17 protein-coding genes and 1 tRNA gene are annotated in these 19,681 nt (G+C 62.3%); 10 read left to right on the top strand and 8 right to left on the bottom strand.

Translation table 11 applies throughout. From position 1 onward, the window contains the following. Positions 1–87: 87 nt before the first annotated feature. Positions 88–747, top strand: coding sequence for an RluA family pseudouridine synthase (locus CEW87_RS17160; protein WP_108974932.1), 660 nt, complete (start codon positions 88–90; stop codon positions 745–747). A 24-nt stretch (positions 748–771) separates the two neighbouring features. Here CEW87_RS17160 and CEW87_RS17155 read toward each other — a convergent pair whose 3' ends face one another. After that, positions 772–2,073 carry a D-amino acid dehydrogenase gene (locus CEW87_RS17155; RefSeq protein WP_108974930.1) on the bottom strand — a complete coding sequence of 434 codons (1,302 nt, stop codon included), beginning with the start codon at positions 2,071–2,073 and terminating at the stop codon, positions 772–774. A 133-nt stretch (positions 2,074–2,206) separates the two neighbouring features. Here CEW87_RS17155 and CEW87_RS17150 point away from each other — a divergent pair, with 133 nt between their 5' ends. Then, positions 2,207–2,674: a winged helix-turn-helix transcriptional regulator gene (locus CEW87_RS17150; RefSeq protein ID WP_108977322.1), complete on the top strand. Its 468-nt coding sequence runs from the start codon at positions 2,207–2,209 to the stop codon at positions 2,672–2,674. Positions 2,675–2,815: 141 nt separating this feature from the next. Here CEW87_RS17150 and CEW87_RS17145 read toward each other — a convergent pair. Then, positions 2,816–2,900, bottom strand: a tRNA-Leu gene (locus tag CEW87_RS17145). Positions 2,901–3,213: 313 nt separating this feature from the next. Here CEW87_RS17145 and CEW87_RS17140 point away from each other — a divergent pair. Both CEW87_RS17140 and CEW87_RS17135 read left to right on the top strand, forming a co-directional pair. Further along, the gene (locus CEW87_RS17140; RefSeq protein ID WP_108974928.1) at positions 3,214–4,137 is read left to right on the top strand and encodes an ABC transporter substrate-binding protein; all 924 of its coding nucleotides are present in this window, start codon (positions 3,214–3,216) and stop codon (positions 4,135–4,137) included. Next, positions 4,134–6,197, top strand: a complete 2,064-nt coding sequence (locus CEW87_RS17135) for a diguanylate cyclase (protein ID WP_108974926.1) — start codon at positions 4,134–4,136, stop codon at positions 6,195–6,197. Before CEW87_RS17140 ends, CEW87_RS17135 begins: the two co-directional genes overlap by 4 nt. Before the next feature lie 18 nt (positions 6,198–6,215). Here CEW87_RS17135 and CEW87_RS17130 read toward each other — a convergent pair whose 3' ends face one another. The 3 genes from CEW87_RS17130 to CEW87_RS17120 are packed head-to-tail and all read right to left on the bottom strand — an operon-like array spanning position 6,216 to position 10,569. Next, entirely contained in the window at positions 6,216–7,373 is a 1,158-nt protein-coding gene (locus tag CEW87_RS17130; RefSeq protein ID WP_108974924.1) for a lipocalin-like domain-containing protein, read from the bottom strand. Further along, positions 7,373–9,892, bottom strand: a complete 2,520-nt coding sequence (locus tag CEW87_RS17125; protein WP_108974922.1) for an FtsX-like permease family protein — start codon at positions 9,890–9,892, stop codon at positions 7,373–7,375. Before CEW87_RS17125 ends, CEW87_RS17130 begins: the two co-directional genes overlap by 1 nt. Then, entirely contained in the window at positions 9,889–10,569 is a 681-nt protein-coding gene (locus CEW87_RS17120) for an ABC transporter ATP-binding protein (RefSeq protein WP_108977320.1), read from the bottom strand. Before CEW87_RS17120 ends, CEW87_RS17125 begins: the two co-directional genes overlap by 4 nt. Positions 10,570–10,671: 102 nt before the next feature. Between CEW87_RS17120 and hpnC the strand changes: the two genes are divergently transcribed. From hpnC to hpnE, 3 genes are read left to right on the top strand one after another with little or no spacing between them, the layout of a single operon-like run. Next, the gene (gene hpnC / locus CEW87_RS17115; RefSeq protein WP_108974920.1) at positions 10,672–11,505 is read left to right on the top strand and encodes a squalene synthase HpnC; all 834 of its coding nucleotides are present in this window, start codon (positions 10,672–10,674) and stop codon (positions 11,503–11,505) included. Then, positions 11,502–12,335 carry a presqualene diphosphate synthase HpnD gene (hpnD, locus tag CEW87_RS17110; RefSeq protein ID WP_108974918.1) on the top strand — a complete coding sequence of 278 codons (834 nt, stop codon included), beginning with the start codon at positions 11,502–11,504 and terminating at the stop codon, positions 12,333–12,335. The genes hpnC and hpnD overlap by 4 nt, the downstream gene beginning before the upstream one ends. Before the next feature lies 1 nt (position 12,336). Beyond that, positions 12,337–13,665 (top strand): hydroxysqualene dehydroxylase HpnE, encoded by a 1,329-nt coding sequence (gene hpnE, locus CEW87_RS17105; protein ID WP_108974916.1) that lies wholly within the window; start codon positions 12,337–12,339, stop codon positions 13,663–13,665. Between the two features lie 127 nt (positions 13,666–13,792). Here the strand turns inward: hpnE and CEW87_RS17100 are convergent, their stop codons facing one another. Further along, positions 13,793–14,518 carry an ABC transporter ATP-binding protein gene (locus tag CEW87_RS17100; RefSeq protein ID WP_108974914.1) on the bottom strand — a complete coding sequence of 242 codons (726 nt, stop codon included), beginning with the start codon at positions 14,516–14,518 and terminating at the stop codon, positions 13,793–13,795. Here CEW87_RS17100 and CEW87_RS17095 point away from each other — a divergent pair. Further along, positions 14,502–15,125, top strand: a complete 624-nt coding sequence (locus tag CEW87_RS17095) for an arylesterase (RefSeq protein WP_108977318.1) — start codon at positions 14,502–14,504, stop codon at positions 15,123–15,125. The two genes, CEW87_RS17100 and CEW87_RS17095, sit on opposite strands and share 17 nt — an antisense overlap. Positions 15,126–15,130: 5 nt before the next feature. On the opposite strand, the gene selD is transcribed toward CEW87_RS17095, so the two are convergent. After that, entirely contained in the window at positions 15,131–16,171 is a 1,041-nt protein-coding gene (gene selD, locus CEW87_RS17090) for a selenide, water dikinase SelD (RefSeq protein ID WP_108974912.1), read from the bottom strand. 56 nt (positions 16,172–16,227) lie between these two features. On the opposite strand from selD, the gene mnmH reads away from it, so the two are divergent. Further along, positions 16,228–17,280 (top strand): tRNA 2-selenouridine(34) synthase MnmH, encoded by a 1,053-nt coding sequence (gene mnmH / locus CEW87_RS17085; RefSeq protein ID WP_108974910.1) that lies wholly within the window; start codon positions 16,228–16,230, stop codon positions 17,278–17,280. Here mnmH and CEW87_RS17080 read toward each other — a convergent pair whose 3' ends face one another. Beyond that, positions 17,281–17,862, bottom strand: a complete 582-nt coding sequence (locus CEW87_RS17080) for a class I SAM-dependent methyltransferase (protein WP_108974908.1) — start codon at positions 17,860–17,862, stop codon at positions 17,281–17,283. It lies immediately after the preceding gene. A gap of 179 nt (positions 17,863–18,041) precedes the next feature. Between CEW87_RS17080 and CEW87_RS17075 the strand changes: the two genes are divergently transcribed. Further along, the gene (locus CEW87_RS17075) at positions 18,042–19,643 is read left to right on the top strand and encodes a sensor histidine kinase (protein ID WP_234421569.1); all 1,602 of its coding nucleotides are present in this window, start codon (positions 18,042–18,044) and stop codon (positions 19,641–19,643) included. The last annotated feature ends 38 nt before the right edge of the window (positions 19,644–19,681 follow it).

Below are 19,681 nucleotides of genomic sequence, written 5' to 3'. Positions count from 1 at the left end.
GTCTGCCGCAATCCAAAGAATGCGATTTACTCCGTGCTGCTTTCGCGGTGACAATCGCCACCCGCTTACGAGTACCGAATTTCCGGCATGAGCCCCGCACCATATTCTCCGCCACCACCCGAGCCACTCGATTACCTCCATGTCGATGCTTCGATGTTGGTCGTGGTCAAGCCTGGCGGACTGCTGTCGGTTCCCGGACGTGGCCCGGAAAAGGCGGATTGCCTGGTCTCCCGCGTGCAGGCCGATTTCCCCGATGCCTTGATTGTCCACCGCCTCGATATGGAAACCTCCGGACTGATCGTGCTTGCTCGCAATACGGTGGCGCATCGGCGGCTGAGTGTGATGTTCCAGGAACGCGAGGTTCACAAGCGTTACCTCGCAGTCGTCAGCGGCCTGCTTGCCAGCGACGAAGCAACTCTCGACTACCCGCTGATCGCTGACTGGCCGAATCGTCCGTTACAGAAGGTGGATTTCGATTTCGGCAAACCGTCGACGACCCACTACCGTGTGCTTGCGCGCGATGCCAGTGCCGATTTGACACGGGTTGAGCTCACGCCGATCACGGGCCGTACGCATCAACTCCGGGTGCACATGCTGACCCTGGGTCACCCGATTCTCGGTGATGCACTCTATGGCACCCCCGAAATAGACAAGGCTGGACGCCTGCTACTGCACGCATCCAGCCTTGAGCTTCAACACCCGGACAACGGCCGCCTGCTATCTTTCTCGAGCGAGCCGCCGTTCTGATGGCTTATTGAGTACTGGGTGCCTTTACCCCGCAGGCTGCAGGTTTGGGAGTTTGCTGCCACTCGCTGACTTTTTGGCGTAACGAGAGATCGCCAGGTCGTCGTGACGGATCGCCGGCTGACGACCGGTGATGACATCGGCCAGCAACTGCCCAGATCCGCAGGCCATGGTCCAGCCGAGGGTGCCGTGCCCGGTATTGATGTACAGGTCGGGGTACGCGGTTGCACCCACGATCGGAGTACCGTCCGGTGTCATCGGTCGCAGCCCGGTCCAGAACTCTGCCGCAGACAGGTCGCCACAGCCACCAAAAAGGCTGCCCACGACCATTTCAAGGGTCTCGCGGCGGCGTGGATTCAAACCAAGATCGAAGCCACCAAGTTCGGCCATCCCCCCTACCCTGATCCGCTGGTCGAAGCGCGTGATGGCCACCTTGTAGGTTTCATCCAGAACCGTCGAAACCGGGGCGGCGCTTTCGTCTGCGAGCGGGATCGTAAGGGAATAGCCCTTGAGCGGATAGACCGGGAGGTCCAGCCCCAAGGGTGCGAGCAGACTGCGCGAATAGCTGCCAAGAGCGAGCACGTAGCGATCGGCAGAGAGGACATCGTCACCGACGCGAACGCCGATGATCCCGCCACCTCCGGTCATGATTTCGTCCACTGAAACGCCGAAACGGTATTCGACGCCCAGGTCGCGGGCCATCTCAGCAAGCCGCGTTGTGAACAGCTGGCAATCGCCCGTTTCGTCATTGGGGAGGCGCAAGCCGCCGACGAGCTGCGCATCTGCCCGGGCAAGCGCGGGTTCCGCACGAATGAGCCCATCGCGGTCGAGCAGTTCAAAAGGAACGCCAAACTCCTCGAGTACGCGGATGTCCTGGCGCGCAGACTCCAGTTGTGCCGCGGACCGGAACAATTGCAGGGTGCCCTTGCTCCGCTCTTCATAGTGCAATCCGGTATCGCTGCGCAGGGTGCGCAAGCAGTCGCGACTGTACTCGGACAGACGCATCATTCTTGCCTTGTTCTCGGCATAACGCTCGGCTGTACAGTTGCGAAGCATCTCCATCATCCAGCGCAACTGGAACAGGCTGCCATCGGCGCGGATGGCCAGTGGCGCATGACGCTGAAAAAGCCACTTCAGTGCTTTCAGGGGAATGCCGGGTGCCGCCCAGGGTGTCGAGTATCCAGGAGAAACCTGTCCTGCGTTCGCAAAACTGGTCTCCATGGCAGGCGCCGGCTGGCGATCGATAACCGTCACCTTTGCTCCGGCACGCGCCAGAAAATAGGCGGTCGTCGTTCCAACCACACCGCTGCCGAGAACCAGAACACGCATGACCTTTCTCCTGAACTCAAAGTAGTAGAATTTCGCTAGTGTATTGACTGTTGAGTAGCGAAAGACACTAAAGTACAGTAAGAAAGCAGTGAATACTTCCGAATATATGCTTTCGGTATCAATGGATGGTGAAATGCAGAATCTCGATCGAATCGACCGGAAAATCCTTGTAGAACTGCAGAAGAACGGCCGAGTTTCAATGACGGAACTCGCACAGCGGATCGGCTTGTCGGCAACGCCGTGTACCGAGCGCGTGCGCAGGCTTGAGCGAGACGGAATCATCACTGGCTATCACGCTCACCTGGATCCGCAGGCGCTGGGCAAGAGTCTGCTGGTTTTCATTGAGATCAAGTTGTCGACCCGGTCGGGCGAGGTATTCGAGCGCGTCCGCAAGGAACTCACGACGATCCCCGAGGTGATGGAGTGCCACCTGGTCTCGGGTGATTTCGACTATCTGATCAAGGCCCGGATTGGCGAGATGAGCGAATACCGCCGACTGCTCGGCGATCTGCTGACCCAGTTGCCATCTGCAGCGGAGTCGAGAAGCTACGTGGTAATGGAAGAGCTGAAGGAAACGCTGTACCTGGACATCGAGAACTGAGCACGTACTCACGCCTGATGCGCGTACGTCAGCTCTTGTTTCGCGACAGTTGGCAGGACGCTGCACTGCCGGACGATACCGCCCCATGCCGAACACGGGGCAGCCATGAACTGCCCGGCGTTTCTGATGGGTCTGAAATCCTGGTGCGAGGGAAGAGACTCGAACTCTCACGCCTTGCGGCGCTGGAACCTAAATCCAGTGCGTCTACCAATTCCGCCACCCTCGCGAGGTGCCGCGACGACGCGCGGCCGCGAATTATACACAGGCGCGGCGTCACATGCGCATCGGCACCGAGAGCTCGACAGATTGCTTGACCGTACCGCATCCCCCGTGAGAGCCTGCGAAGGGTACAAAAAATGCGATATGAAACCCTATTTATGAATGTGCGCACTGGTGTTGAAACGACCTGCAGTCGCACCCTGGGGTCGCGTACCACAGAATGAGACAAGGCTTATACCGTTCCCCTGCAATCACTCCAGTCCTGCGCGTACCGAACTTGGTTAACAAACTTAGCCAACAGGTCTATTCGCTTGTCCGACATGCTTAGAGGTTGGAGAACGTTCTTCCTGCTGCCGGTATTAGCTACCGTGCTTGCGCTTTCTGCGCCGGCATGTGCGATGGATGTCGCGCTTGCGTTGTCCCAGTCATCCGGTCCGCACCGGCAGTTTCTGGAGGCGTTGCAGCGATCGGTCACGCCCCTCTCCCATCATATTGCCGATGGTGGCAGCGTCGACGAAGGCCTTAACACCCCCGTTCTCGAGCAGGCCGATGTGATCGTCGCTGTCGGCGCGCGCGCAACCGAGGAAATACTGAAGAAGTTTCGTGGCCCCATACTTTCAGTTCTTGTCAGCCGGGCCCAGCACCGAAGCCTGATCGCTGCGTTTCCGGACGCGGAGCTGTCTGCAATGGTGCTGGATCATCCGGCTGCGCGGCATATGCGGCTGGCAAGCGCGGTGGCGCCGAACGTGCGAACGGTCGGCTTGATCATCGGCCCGGACAGCCTCGATCTCGAAAAGGTGTTCTCGACGGCCGCAGCCGATTCTGGCGTCAGCTTGCTTTCCCGGCGCATTGGCACGGTCGAGGATCTCCTTCCTCAGCTTGAACAATTGCTGCAGGCCAGTGATGCATTGTTGATGATTCCCGATCCCATCGTCGCCTCGCAGGCCTCGGCGCGCACCATCCTGCTGACAAGTTATCGCTACCGTAAGCCAATCCTCGCCTACTCGCAGGCCTACGTTCAGGCTGGCGCACTCGCTGCGGTGTATAGCTCGCCCGAAGATGTAGCGGGAGATTTTGCGGCGTGGCTGCGCACCGCCGGACCAGAGAGTTTGAGTCAACCGCTTGTTCTGAATCCGGTCCGATTTTCGGTTGCTGTAAATCGACAGGTTGCGCGCTCACTCGGACTGGATGTGCCAAGTGACACGGAGTTGATGGAACGCATTGCAGGCACCCGAAAGAAATGAGTTTGTTCAGAAAACTTTCGCTTCGGCAGCGTCTTCTCCTGGTCGGGCTGCTGCCTGCCGCGCTGCTTGCAACCTGTATCGCTGGTCTGTTCTTCTGGCGCGGAACACAGTCGATCGATGCGGCGCTCGACGATCGAGGGATCGCAATCGTCAGCTTCCTTGCGCCCGCCTCCGAATATGCGGTGATTTCGGGAAACCGATTGACTCAAATGGGGCTGCTGCAGGCGGTGCTGGACCAGCCAGACGTTACTGGCGCGGCGCTGTTCGACAGGGATGGGGGCTTGCTTGCCGTCAGCGGCCGGATGGAGCTCGTCCATCCCGGGTTGGTCACTCAAACTGAACACCCTCGGAATATCGGGCGCAATACGAAGCGTATTGGCTATGCGGCCCCGGTCGTAGCTGAACCGCTGGTAATGAACGACGTTTTCGAGCCGCAACTCCGTAAGAGCGGTATGAGTGAGCGGGAGAATATTGGCTGGGTCTATGTCGAGCTCAGCAATCAGGCAATCGAAGGGCGCAAACAGGATGTGATTCTGACCGCACTCAGTCTGTTCATCATCGGGATGGGGCTGGCGGGCTTGCTTGCGTCCCGTCTGGCCTCGTCGGTGGGGAAGCCATTGGCGAGGCTGGTCGAGGCGGTCAGTCGCATCGGCGCCGGCGAGCTCGATGTCGCGGTGGCTGACGACGCCCCGAGCGACGAATTGAGAGCCCTGCAGCGCGGATTCAACAACATGGCACAGTCGATTGCGCAGGCGCACAGCAATCTGCAGGCCCGCATCGATGAGGCAACGTCGAAACTCGCATATCAGGCGCTTCATGACCCACTGACAGGTCTGCCTAACCGACGTGCCTTCGAGCAGGCGCTCGAGAATGCGGTTACGCGCTCCCGCAGATCTGGTGATCATGCAACGCTCTGCTTCATCGACCTGGACCGTTTCAAGATCGTGAATGACAGTTGCGGGCATGCTGCAGGCGATGAGTTGCTGCAGAACATCGCACGCCTGATCCGGCAGCGAGTACGAACTGGCGATCTGATCAGCCGCATTGGCGGGGACGAGTTCGCGCTTATCCTCCACGAATGCAGTCCGACCGATGCGCGGGGCCTGGCCGAGAGTTTGCGCGAAGTCGTGTCCACCTACCGCTTCCATTGGGAGGAACGGCGCTTTACGGTGGGTGCCAGTATCGGACTGGTGCGAATCGACGGCCGGACCAGCAGTGCGTCCGACCTGCTTGTAGCAGCCGACCTTGCCTGCTATGCAGCAAAGAAGGCCGGTCGTAATCAGGTGGTGGAACACTCTGCAGAGCCCTCTGGCAACCGACGGAAGACCGATCTCCCCGCAGCGGGCATGACGATTTCGGGCGCGATTCCCTATCAGCGCCTGTCGCTCTTCAAGCAAGCGATCAAGGACCTCGACGACACCGTTCAGGGTGAATGGTACGAAGTCTTGCTGCGGGTCAGCGACACCACCGGCGGCATGCACTCCCCCATGGAGTTGCTATCCGGCATCGACGCTCCCGATGCGCTGCTCGAACTTGACCTGTGGGTGGCGGAGCACGCCTGCCGCCTGATTTCACGTCAGTCGGACGTCAAACAGTTCAGCCTCAATCTCACCCCGGCCACGGTGGCCAATCCACAGGCTTACCTGCCCAGACTGGTCACTCTGCTCACTGAGGCTGAGTTGTCGCCCTCGATGGTCATCCTTGAGTTTCCTGCCCGGCTGACCGAGCAGGCGCCCGAAGAGTGCCGGCTTTTATTCGAACAGGCTCACCAGATCGGGATGCGGATTGCAATCGAGAGGCTCGACGGTGGAGCAACCGCGCTGCTGCCATCGCTGCATCCGGACTTCGTCAAGATCAGCCTGAAATCCCTGGTGGAATCTTTTGGATTGGAGGCCGGCTGCAATGTCGCTCAGGCCCTGTGCGGAATGGCGGCCGCGCTGTCGATTCCCGTGATTGCCTCGGAAGTCGACGACGCGCTGCTACATGATTCCCTGCGCGACTACGGATTCAATTACGCTCAGGGTGATCTGGTCGTAAAAGCTGTTCCCTTGACCGATTAGCTTCGAACAGGGCTGCGCTTACATTTCAAGCCGTTCGGCATACCCCGTCATCTCAAGGTAGCCCTTGCCGATTTCGCGCAGTTCAGTGTCGCCCTCGAACAGTCGCACCGCACCCTCCCAGTAGATCGCACCGGTCGACGCCCGGCTGTCCAGTTCCTGGTCATCCATCAGCGGAACGATGCGGAAAGTACGCTCCGGCGCATCGTCCGTACCTGCGAGACGGAGGCTCCACTCTACCGGGTAGGTGGCCCCCGAGCGCAGCGAGCGCCATTCCCGCCTGGGCACGAAACGGACCTCATCGAACTCGAGTGTGCGCAAACTGCCATCTGCATCACGCAGCGTGGCCGCGCTCCAGACCGGTATGTCCTTATCGCCCCGCATGCGAAATGCCATCAAGGCGCCACCGTCATTCAGGTTGATGCCGATCCAGTCCCAGCCCCGTGCATCCGCCGGCATGATCTCGCTCGACCATTCATGATCGAGCCATGCCGTGCCGGTGACACGATGGCTGCCCTGCCCCGCACGCAGTTGTCCGCTGACCTTCAGGTGCGGACGGCTGTAGTAGTAGCTCGCATGTTTCGGGTCAGGTGCCTTGCGGCTGTAGCCCCCCTCCCCGTTCAGGACCGGCACCCCATCCGGGCGCAGTTCGAGATCGAAGGCAAACTCGCCTGCGCCGACCCGTGCGCGGTAAACGCCCGGCGTGTCAGGCGCTTCGCTCCAGGTCAGCGACCAGTCGCGGATGCGCACATCGGTATGCGCTTCGCCGGCGCCTGCCAGTGGCGGGAGACTGCGCTCGGCGCGTTCCGCATGGAGCAAACGCCCCTTGCCAGGATCGGCCACCGCCGCATGCGCCAGCATCAACTGGCTGGGGCTGAAGCGACTGGGGCTTCCTTCTCCGATGCGCGGTCGCACCCGAAAGAAGGTCAGCTGAAAGCCACGTTCTACGCCGGCTTCGTCACTCAACCATCCGGTGATGTACCACCATTCGGTCCGAAACTCGGGATGCGCACCATGGTCACGCGGAAACGCAAGTGCTGCACCGGGAGTGACCGCGGGATAGGGAAGCCCCACACCGCGCAGCGCCTCGGTATCGTTGGCAGCCAGGCAGGCTGCACTTGACATGAACACGGCGCCGAATAGCCAGGCCGCCATCACGCGCGAATACCATCTCAGCATTACCAGTCCTCCCGAACTGCGAGCACCGCAGACTGACGCATGGCCCGGTATCCGGCCAATCGCGCCACCATCGTGGCAAGGGCAACCAGCCCGAACGAGAACAATGCCAGGCCGGCGTAAGGAACGTGAAAATCCATGCTCCAGTGAAAACTCTGGCGATTAACCACCTCGATCAGAATCCAGGCAATCCCGCCGCCCGCGATCAACCCGACCCCGACCCCGACAGCCGCCGTCAGCCCGCCTTCGAGCGCGATCAACCGCCCGATTTCCGTGCGGGTCATCCCAAGGTGCCTGAGCATGCCGAACTCACCCCTGCGCGCAGTCGACAGCGCGGCGAAGGTGCTTGCAATGCCGAACAGACCGATCATGATTGCGACCGCTTCCATGAGATAGGTCACCAGAAATGTCCGGTCGAAGATCTCCAGGCTGATCTTGCGTATTTCGCCTGGCAGCGCAATTTCGACGAGCTCGTCACCGAAGTGCTCGCGCAGCGCAAACGCCACTTCGTCTGCGGATGTGCCGGTGCTTAGACGGATCGCGACGTCATTCACCTTCAGGTCACCGGACAACCGGCGATACACGTCGCGATCAATAACGACAGCCCCGTTCTGGCGCGCGTAGTCACGCCACACGCCGGCCACCCTGAACTGAATCATGCGCCCCGCGATCGGGAGTTCAATCGTGCGCTCAGGAGCCAGCTGCATCAGATCCGCGACGGCCTCGGAGATCCAGGCAGATGGCATCTCCGAGGCAGCCCCCCCTGATGGCGGAGCCAGACTGCCCGACACCAGTGGCAAACCCCAGCCGCGGCTGACTGCACGCGCGATGAGGGTCACGGGCGGACGACCGTCGATAAGTCTCAACTCTGTTGCTCGCACCGTATCGGTGAATTCGACGCCGGGGGTCATTTTGACCCGCTCCAGGGCATCAGCATCAAAGAAGCCGCTGGCCCCTGCGCTCGATGCTCGCAGGTACAGATCTGCAGGTAACACCGTGCTCAGCCAGTCATCAACCGACACCCGGAACGAGCTGACCATGATCGCCATCGATACCGCGAGTGCAACGCTTGCAACCACGCCGGCCCCTGCAACCACGGCTTGTCCGGGCGCTGCCGCGAGGCGCGAATGGGCAAGACGCCACACGGCCCCGTGCCCGATGTTCAGCACCTGCATTGCGACCCGGGTCGCTCCCGGCAGAACCAGTACCGCACACGCCAAAGCCAGTGCAACTGCCAGGTACCCTCCGACGGGAATCCCGCTCAGCGGTGGCAGCAGGCAGGCCAGCAGACCCAGCCCGAAGCACAGCAGCGCGAGGCCGCCCCGTGACTTTCCAGCTCCGAGCACGGCCACTTCGGTTGCCCCCGCCTTCAAACCAGAGGCGGGCCACATGAATGCCGCGTCGCGCGCAGGAACCCACGCACCGGCAATCCCCGCGACAACGCCAAGTGCGATGTAGAAACCGGTTACAGCAGGGGAAAACTGAAGTGAAGGGCGAATGCCCTCGAAATAGCCGGCACCGAGGTCGCCCCCGAAAAGGCGAAAGGCGAGACCGGCAAACAGGTGCCCAAGCGCGACGCCTGCGATACCGCCTGCGAGGCCGGTGATTGCACCTTCCAGCAGCAACCCCCGCAACAGGGTTCCGCGCGTCATGCCAAGCGCACGGAACAGCGCAAATTCGCGCCGACGTCGCACCACCGATAGCCATTGAGTGGAGAACACCAAAAAACCGCCAGTCAGCAAGGCGATTGCGGCAAGCATGGTGAGGTTGACGCGGTACGCGCGGGAGAGCGCCGCCGCCTCGGTGCCCGAGGCTTCGGGCTGACTCATGCTGGTCCCTGCAGGCAACAGTGGCGCCAGACGGGCAATGGCCTGCTCGCGCCCCACACCCGGGGCGAGTTTCAGGTCGATGCGCGTGAGCCGACCGACCTGGCCAAAGGCCTCCTGTGCCGCGGCGATATCCATCACCCCAAGCGCCTGCCTGGCACCCGCGCCGGGCACGGTGCCCGCCACCCGGAAACTGACGACCTCCAGCCCCGCCTGCACGCGCAGCACATGCGCTCCTTCGGTCACCCCTTTCTCCCGGGCAGCGACGCTGAGAAAGACCGTGTTGGGCTGCAAGGCCGCGAAGCGGGCATCGCGATCATCGGCCACAGGCATGAGCGCGGGCTGGACCTGGGCGATGCGAAAGAGATCAATGCCAAGAATCCGCAGCGTGCCCGCCCGGCCCGGCAAACGCGCCTCAACTTCCAGCACCGGACTCGCTTCAGCCACCTCGGGCCGCTGGGCGAGGGTGAGGTAGAGGTTCTCATCGAACCCGCCCCGCCCGGACCTGACCTGAAGATCGGCCTCCCCCGCGAGTTCGCGCATTCCCCGCCCGAACTCGTCGAGCGCTGCCTCATGAATCAGCTGCACTGCGAGCCCGAGTGCCACCCCAAGTGCAATGGCGATCAAGGCAAGCGCGGTGGCCAATCGCCGGCGCCCAAGACTGGCGGCAAAGAGGCGGATCAAGGCTGGATTCATTGCGCAGCGACCACCACCTGCACCAGTCCGTCCTGCCGCAGTTCGAACACCCGGTCAGCGCGCTGAGCCGCCGCACGCGAATGCGTGACCAGCACGCCCGCTGCACCGCCGGTGCGGATGCTGCTCAGAAGCAGGTCGAGCACGTCCATCGCCCGTGCCGGGTCGAGGTTGCCGGTAGGTTCATCCGCGAGCACTACCATGGGCCGGTGCACCAGGGCCCGTGCAATGGCGACACGCTGCAATTCCCCGCCAGACAGATTTCCAGGCCAGTCGCCCGCACGCTTGCCGAGCCCGACACGCTCCAGCATGTCCTGCGCACACCGGTCTGCTTCGGCGCCCTGCCGGCCTTGCAGCCACAGCGGCACCGCCACGTTCTGGAGCAAGGTGAGATGAGGAAGAACGTGAAAGGCCTGAAACACGAAACCGAAACGGTCACGGCGCAGGCGGGACAAGGCGTCGTCGCCAAGCCCAGCCAGTTCGGTGTCGCCAACGCGGATACTGCCGCTGCTGACAGGCTCGAGACCGGAAATGCAGTTGAGCAGCGTTGATTTCCCGACCCCGGATTCGCCGATGATGGCCACGCATTCGCCAGCGCCAACTTCGAGGTTGAGCAGGTCGAAGAGTTTGCGGGGCGGCACCGTCGCGAGGGTCTTGCCGAGTTTTGCGATTTTGAGCATGGCAACCTGACTGCCGAAGACGTAGAAAGTGCCCGAAGGGCGTCTTCGCTTATACTCCGCCCGCGTCATCCGCGCCAAAATCCGTGCTTCCTGCCTGCTCCGATGCCCGTCGATCACTACGAAAACTTCCCCGTTGCGTCATTTCTGCTGCCCGCGCGTCTGCGCGAACCGGTCGAAGCGATCTATGTCTTTGCCCGCAGCGCGGACGACATCGCCGACGAGGGCGACGCCACGGCGGTGATGCGCCTGGCGCGACTGAACGACTACCGCAACGCACTCAACGCGATGGAGCGCGGTGAAACCATCCGCGATGCCACGCTCGCGCCGATGTTCGAACGCCTGGGCCGGGCTGTCCGCGAATTCGACTTGCCCGTACAGTTGTTACGCGACCTGCTCGATGCATTCAGCCAGGACGTTGGCAAGACGCGCTACGCAGATTTCCCCGAACTGCTCGATTACTGTCGACGGTCGGCGAATCCGGTCGGGCGGCTGCTGCTTCATCTGTATGACAGGACGGAAGGCGACAACTTTCATCTTTCAGACTGCATCTGCAGCAGCCTGCAACTGATCAACTTCTGGCAGGATGTCGCGGTCGATTGGCGTAAGGATCGCATCTACATCCCGCACGAGGATCTGGTGCGTTTTGGTGTCGAAGCATCCGATATCGAAGCCGCCCGGTGTGACGAGCGCTGGCGCGCGCTGCTTGCCTTCGAGGTGAAGCGCGCGCGCGCGATGATGCTCGAAGGCGCCCCGCTCGCACTGCGTCTGCCCGGCAGGGTGGGCTGGGAACTGCGGCTGGTCATCGCCGGTGGCCTGCGAATTCTGGATTGCATCGAGTCGGCCGGTTACGATGTGTTCCGCCATCGCCCGGTACTGGGCAAGACCGACTGGGTGCGAATCGCCTGGCGCGCCCTGTTTCAAGAGAAAAAACAATGAATCCCCACGATTACTGCCAGGACAAGGCCGCCAAGAGTGGCTCCAGCTTCTACTACAGCTTCATGTTCCTGCCGCCCGAGCGGCGCCGGGCGATCACCGCACTGTATGCATTCTGTCGCGAGGTGGACGACGTGGTCGATGAATGCCACGACGTCTCCCTTGCACACACCAAGCTCGACTGGTGGCGACATGAGATCGGACGCGTGTTTGGCGGGACGCCGACGCACCCGGTCGGTCACGCGCTTCAGGACGTCAGCGCTCAATTCAGCCTGCCGCAGGAACAACTGCTCGAGATCATCGACGGCATGGAGATGGATCTGCAGCAGACGCGTTACCTCGATTTCAAGGGCCTGCAGCTCTACTGTTATCGCGTGGCCAGCGTGGTCGGCCTGCTCGCGGCCGAGATTTTCGGCTACACCGATCGCCAGACGCAGAAGTACGCGCATGATCTCGGCATGGCGTTCCAGCTCACCAACATCATTCGCGATGTTGGTGAGGATGCCCGCCGCGGCCGGATCTACCTGCCGATCGAGGACCTGCAGCGCTTCAACGTCCCGGCAAGCGATATCCTCGAAGCCAAGTATTCGGACAATTTCCGTGAGCTGATGGCGTTTCAGACGGAGCGTGCCGAGCAGTTCTACGATCAGGCCTTCGCCAGCCTGCCGGCGGTTGACCGCAAGAGTCAGCGTCCCGGCCTGGTCATGGCAGCGATCTACCGCACGCTGCTGAAGGAGATTGCCCGCGATGGCTTCCTCGTACTCGACCGTCGCACCTCGCTGACCCCGGTGCGCAAGGTCTGGCTCGCCGGCTGGACCTGGATGAAGGGTTGAGATGAGCGGGGTCCCTGCAGTCGCAATCATCGGAGCCGGCTATGCAGGCCTCGCCTGTGCGGTCGAGCTGACGCGGCACGGAATTCATGCCACCGTGTTCGAACGTTCGCTCACGCTCGGCGGCAGGGCACGGGTCGTCCGCAAGGATGGGCGGGAAATCGACAATGGTCAGCACATCCTGATTGGCGCCTATACCGAGCTGACGCGGCTTCTGCGCCTGACGGGCGGCTCGCCCAAGCAGCTCGAACGCCTGCCCCTCACATTGCATGTTCCGGGCCGCATGAGCCTGAAGGCAGCCCCCCTGCCCGCTCCCTTCCACCTTGCTGTCGGGTTGCTCTTGGCAAAGGGCCTTGACTGGCAGGATCGCTTCGCCATGCTGCGGTTGATGCGCTGGCTGCGCAAGGCCGGCTTCCGTGTCGCAGCCGGCATGACGGTAGACGACATGCTCAGGACCACGCGCCAGACCGCAAACCTGTGCGAACTGGTCTGGGTGCCTCTGTGCGTGGCGGCACTCAATACGCCGAGCGCCGAAGCCTCGGCACAGATCTTTGCGAACGTGTTGCGCGACAGCCTTGCCGCATCGGCCTCCGCCAGCGAATTGCTGATTCCGCGCATCGATCTGTCGGAGCTGTTCCCGGTCGCCGCTGCGCGCTATCTGGCAACCCGAAGGGGCAAGCTGCGCACCGGAAACGGTATTGACGCGATCACCCCGAGTGAGAGCGGGTTCTGGCTCAATGGAGATCCGGGAAGCCAGCCCTGGACCCAGGTCGTCATCGCCACCGCGCCCTACCACGCCACCAGTCTGCTCGCGTCAACGGGCGCGTGCGATCGCCTGGTGACGCAGATCGAGGCACTGCCGCACGAGCCGATCGCAACCGTCTATCTGGCGCTGGGTGAAGGTCAGACCCTGCCGGAAGCGATGATCGGGCTGGCGGACGGCCCCGCCCAGTGGGCGTTCGACCGCGGCCGCTTTGGCGGCGAAGCGGGGTTGCTGGCCTGCGTCATCAGTGCGCACGGTGAGTACGAAGGCTGGTCGCACGATGAGCTGATCCTCGCCGTGCTTGCCCAGCTCGAGCGCGAGCTCGGACGCCGCCTTCCGGCGCCCCGGTGGTCGCAGGTAATCGTGGAGAAACGTGCGACTTTTGCGTGCCGTCCGGATCTTCTCCGTCCCGGCATCCGCACGCCGGTACCCGGTTTGTGGCTTGCGGGCGATTACATCGACTCCGACTACCCGGCAACCCTTGAGTCGGCGGTGCGCTCGGGCGTGGCGTGCGCCGAGGCGATTCGTGCAAGGCTTGCTGGAACGCCCGCGCACACGGGGCGCACCTGAGCCCCCTTTCGTCCGCCGCCGGATGCGTGGCGCCTGAGCGGGTGCGCGTTCTTGCGCGGCCCGCATGATCCGCTGACACCGGGAAAGTCTGCACCGGGTGCAGCGGAGGCCGTGATCGCAGACAGGCTCAGCCTGGCGCAGTCACTTCGGCTTCGACCTCGGCAAGCTCGCCGGCCGTCATGCGCAGAATTCGACCGCAGCGCTGCGCCAGAGACTCGTCATGCGTCACCAGAATCAGCGTTGTACCCGCTTCGCGGTTGAGCGTGAACATCAGCTCGATGATCGCCTGACCCGTTGTGGCGTCGAGATTGCCGGTCGGTTCATCGGCAAGGAGCAGCCTGGGACTGGCGGCAAAGGCCCGCGCAAGCGCCACGCGCTGCTGCTCGCCGCCGGAAAGATGCTTGGGGTAATGCGTGATCCGACTGCCCAGGCCGACGCGCTCCAGCCATTGGGTCGCGATGCCCTCGGCGTCGGTGTTGCCGGCCAGCTCCAGCGGGAGCATCACGTTTTCGAGCGCAGTGAGTGCCGGTAACAGCTGGAAGGACTGGAAAACGAAGCCGACGGACTCCCCGCGCAGCGCGGCCCGCTCATCCTCGTCGAGCTCGAACAGCTGGGTGCCGAGTATTCGCACACTGCCGCTGACGGGAACATCCAGCCCCGCAAGCAATCCGAGCAGGGTGGATTTGCCCGAACCCGATGCGCCGACGATTGCCACCGACTCGCCCGAACCGACCGCGAAACAGATCCTGTTGAGAATATGCAACTCGCCCTTGCCATCGGCCATCGTTACACTTTTACTCAGATCCTCGACTTCGAGGACCGGACTGGAGATTTGAATGCCGCTGCGATCCATGCTCACCTTCCTGCTTTTTCTGTTTGCCGGTGCCGCTCAGGCAGCAACGATCATGGTATGGGGGGACAGCCTTTCTGCCGGCTACGGGCTCAAAGCCGAAGAAGCCTGGCCCACCCTGTTGCAGACGCGCCTGGAGACGGAAGGGTTCCCCCATCGGGTGGTGAATGCCAGTGTTTCCGGTGAAACCTCGGCGGGCGGACGCTCCCGCCTGCCCGCTGCACTGAACACGCACAAGCCCGACGTCGTCATTATCGAGCTTGGCGCCAATGATGGCCTGCGCGGCCTGCCCACGAAGCTGCTGGCCGCGAACCTTGATGCGATGGTCTCGGAAGCGCGCAAGGCCGGTAGCAAGATCCTGCTTGTGGGCATGCAGATGCCGCCAAACTATGGCCCTGCCTACACGCGCAGTTTTTCCGCTGCCTATGCCGAGGTCGCCCGGACAGCGGGTGTGCCCCTGGTGCCTTTCCTGCTGGAGGGCTTTGCCGACCGTCCCGAGTTCTTTCTTTCCGACGGCATACACCCTACCGCAGAGGCCCAGTTCCGGGTACTCGACACCGTTTGGGCGGCGCTCAAACCGATGCTCGGGCAAGCGACCGCAAAACGTTGAGTGGATCAGGCTACGGTCAGCACAGGCAAACCTGCTCGCATGTGGCCGATGACGCGAGCTGCATTGCCCTGCTCCGCCTCGATCAGTGCCAGCACCTCGTTCGCAAGCTCTGGCGCGCATGAGATCAGCAAGCCGCCCGAGGTCTGCGGATCGGTGACCAGCTTGCGCTGCCACTCGGGCGCATCTCCGCGCATCGACACCGAAGCGCCGTAGCTTGCCCAGTTGCGGGTCGACGCGCCGGTTGCGACGCCATCGCGAACGAGGTGCAGCGCTTCCGGAATCACGGGCAGGCTGTCGAACTCGACCTCGGCCGCAAGCCCTGCCCCGCGACACATCTCGAGCAGGTGGCCCGCAAGACCAAAGCCGGTTACGTCGGTCATGGCGTGCACGCCTTCCAGATCGGCAAGTTTCGCGCCGACACGGTTCAGCGTCGTGGTCCATCGCAGCATTTCGGCATAGCCCTCTGGACTTAGGATGCCCTTCTTCAGGCCGGCCGACAGAATGCCGATCCCCAGTGGCTTGCTAAGGATCAGTGCATCGCCTTCGTGTGCGCCGGAATTGGTGCGAACGCGCGCGGGATCGACCACCCCGATCCCGACGAGGCCGTAGATGGGCTCGAGCACATCGATCGAGTGCCCACCGGCCACGGGAATGCCCGCTTCGCGACACACGGAGGCGCCGCCCTCGAGAATGCGGCCGATCACCTCGCCCGGGAGCTTGTCGAGCGGCATGCCGACAATGGCCAGTGCAAAGATCGGGGTGCCGCCCATCGCATAAACGTCGGACAGGGCGTTGGTGGCCGCAATGCGACCAAAGTCGCGCGGGTCATCGACGATCGGGGTAAAGAAGTCCGTGGTTGCCACCACGGCCTGGCGGTCGTTGAGGCGATACACCGCCGCATCGTCCGCGGTATCGGTGCCGACCAGCAGATCGGGCGGGACAAGGCCGGCCGGCATTTGCGACAGCAGTTCAGAGAGGACGCCGGGGGCAATTTTGCAGCCACATCCACCGCCGTGGGAGAATTGGGTAAGTTTGATCTGATCCATGACCTGAAGGGAGTACGGGGCAGTCGGCAAAATTGCGACCTTGCCCGTAACAATACATGCAGAAAGGCGTCGCGACCGTAGCACAGCTGGAAACCTTTGACGAGATCATCGACGTCCGCACCCCCGCCGAATTTGCCGAGGATCACGTACCCGGCGCCATCAACCTGCCGGTGCTGGACAACGAGCAGCGTATCGTTGTCGGAACCATTTACAAGCAGAAATCAGCCTTCGAAGCCCGTCGCATCGGTGGCGCGATGGTGGCAGAGAACATCGCCCGCCATGTCTCGGGCTACATGCAGGACAAGCCGCGCAGCTGGCGGCCTCTCGTCTACTGCTGGCGCGGAGGCCAACGCAGCGGCTCGTTCGTGACCTGGCTGCGCCTGATCGGATGGGACGCGCATCAACTCGCCGGTGGCTACAAGCAATTCAGGCACCTGGTGATCGAACAGATCGAGGCACTGGCACCGCAACTGCAATTGCGCATGATCTGCGGCGCAACCGGAAGCGGGAAAACACGCATTCTCGAAGCGCTTGCCCGGCATGGCGCCCAGGTGCTCGACCTCGAGGACATCGCAGCGCACAAGGGCTCGGTGCTCGGCGCCCTGCCCGACCGTCCCCAACCGACACAGAAAGGCTTTGAGACGACGCTGTATGACCGCATCCGCAAACTCGATCCGGCACGGCCTGTGTTTGTCGAAGCCGAAAGCCGCAAGATTGGCCGCACCCATATTCCGGAGCCGCTGATCGGCGCAATGCGCGCCGCACCGTGCATCCGGATCGAGGCAGAACGCGACGCCAGGCTAAGCTTCCTGATCCGTGACTATGCCTATCTGGGCGATGACATCCCCACCCTGCTGCAGAACATCGAACGCCTGAGAAGTCTGCAGAGCAACGAAACGCTGGCGCGTTGGCGGCAGCTTGCCGAACGCGGCGACTTGCCGACCCTGTTTGGAGAGTTCATCGACCTGCACTACGACCCGCTCTATCGTCGCTCGCAGGGCGGCAACTTTCCTGGCCTGATCGATGCACCCGCATTTGAGACCGGCGACCTCTCGCCGGCGGGCATCGACCTGCTGGCACAGCAGATTCTGGCCAGACTGCCGGGCTGATCAGGGCAGGATCGTTGCGACCGCTGGGCCGCGAACTGCGCAGATGCGCTGGATCGCGGCCTGACGGGGGCTGCTCACGATCCCCTGCTCGAAGCCGACGATCTGCCATCCCGCGCAGCGCGTCAGAAGCTCGCCAGCCTGCAGAAGAAACTCGGGGCTCGCCGGCCTGCCAAACTGCTCGTTTCCTGCCATGAAGGTCTCGTAGATGAGCACCCCGGCCTCGGGCAACAGGTCGAGCAGGCGCTCGAAGCCCGGCCGGTACAGGTAATTGCATACCACCACCGCATCAAAAGACTGGCCAGCGTAGGGCCACTCGCTCGATTCGAGGTCAACTTCGCGCGTGGAAATACCTTCTTCTTGCGCCAGACCCGCCAAAGCATCGCGATTACGGTCAGCCGCCTCGACGCGATAGCCGTGGCGGGCAAGCCACAGGGCGTGGCGCCCGCCGCCGCAGGCATAATCAAGCACGTGTCCGCCCACTGGAATCAAGGCGCTGAAACGGCGCACCCACGCCGATGGATCTCCACCGGCGCCATGTCCCGCGCAGCCTGACGGGTTAAGAGACTGGTTGAATTCGGTCATTGTCCGCTCTGGAAGGCATTATCATTGAGGAAACAGCAATAGTCGGCCACCTCATTCTACCGGCGCACCCGCGTTGATGAAGGAGCAGAAATGGTTCAGGCAGATCCCGGACTCACTCAAGGTAAACGGCAGGCGCGTTGGAACGGCCCGTCAGGCGCCGGATTGACGGAGACAGCAGGGTGAATAACCCTGACTGGTTGAGCATTCTCGCATTCCCGTCACTTGTGGTGGCGGGCATGCTTACGCTTGGACTGCTGCGCGGCAAGGCCCGCAAACGCGTGCGCCCCGATCGCAAGCTGATTGAAGAACGCAACAGGCTGCGCGAATTGCTCGAACTCGCCAGCGACTGGCGCTGGGCAACCGACCACTCGCATTGCTACACCGACGTCAGTGCTGGCTTCCAGCAGCAGACCGGGGAGGATCCGCAGCGCCTGATCGGCTGTCCTCCATGGGATAGCCCGGCAATTCACGCCGCCGAACAGGACTGGGTCGAATACCGTCGACGGCTCGATCAGCATGAGCGAGCCAGCCTGGTCTTTTCGCACCAGGCCAGCGACAACGGAACCCACTACTTCGAACTCGTCGGGAGTCCCGTCTTCAGGGCGGGGGTGTTCGTCGGCTACCACGGCATCGGACGCAGCGTGACCTCGCGGGTCAGTGCCGAGCGGGCGCTGGGCGAAAGCGAGCAGCGCTACCACGACGTGGTTGAGTCAGTAAACGAGGTGATATTCCAGACCGATTCCGAGGGGCGCCTGAGTTTTCTGAACGGGGTATGGCACCGTCTCACCGGACACAAGACCGACCGCAGTCTGGGCAAACCGCTCACGGATTTTCTGCACCCCGACGACTGCCCGGGCGTCCGCCACATGCTCGCACAAATCATGGCGGGCGAAATTTCGGAGTGCACCTGCCAGACCCGGCTCCGCACCCGAAAGGGAGAAATCCGGTGGATCGAGGCATCGGGCCGGCCGCTGATCGGTGACAAGGGTCAGATCAGGGGTATTGCCGGAACCCTGGATGACATCTCCTCACGCAAGGTCGCCGAACTCACGCTCAAAAACGTCAATCAGGAGCTTGAATCCAGAGTTCGTCTCCGCACTGCGGAGATGGAAGCCGCCAATCGTGAGCTCGAAGCCTTCTCCTATTCGGTGTCTCACGATCTGCGCGCCCCTTTGCGCGCCATTGATGGCTTTGCCCGCATTCTCGAGGAGGATCTTAGCGGACAGCTCACGCCCGCCACCACCGACTATATCGAACGCATCCGTCGTGCCACTCACCGTATGGCGCACCTGATCGACGCGCTCATCGAACTCGCGCGCCTGACCCGTCAAACGGTACACAAAGAAGCTGTCAACCTGTCCGAGCTCGCGCTGCAGGTCATTGACGAGATTCGCTCGGAGGAACCCGATCGCACGGTGGAGTTCGAAGTGACACGTGAAATGATCGTCAGCGCGGATCGGGTGCTTGTGAGAGTGATGCTAGAGAACCTGTTGCGCAATGCGTGGAAATTCTCGGCAGGCAAGGCTGACGCAAAAATCAGCTTCGGCGTCAGCCTCGAGGGAGAGCGGCGGATTTTCTGCGTTGAAGACAATGGGGCCGGGTTTGACATGGCCTTCGCTGCGAACCTTTTTCGGCCTTTCAGCCGTTTGCACAACAGCGCGGAGTTTGCTGGAACCGGAATCGGTCTTGCGACCGTTCAACGCATCATTCAGCGTCATGGCGGAAGCATACGAGCCGAAGCAGAACCGGGTCGTGGCGCACGTTTCTACTTCACCTTGTGACAAGCGTCAATTCTCGTGCATCGAAATCGATACACAAT

It is taken from the genome of Parazoarcus communis, from assembly GCF_003111665.1.
GTDB lineage: Bacteria > Pseudomonadota > Gammaproteobacteria > Burkholderiales > Rhodocyclaceae > Parazoarcus > Parazoarcus communis_B.
This window is presented reverse-complemented; position numbering and strand designations above follow the sequence as displayed.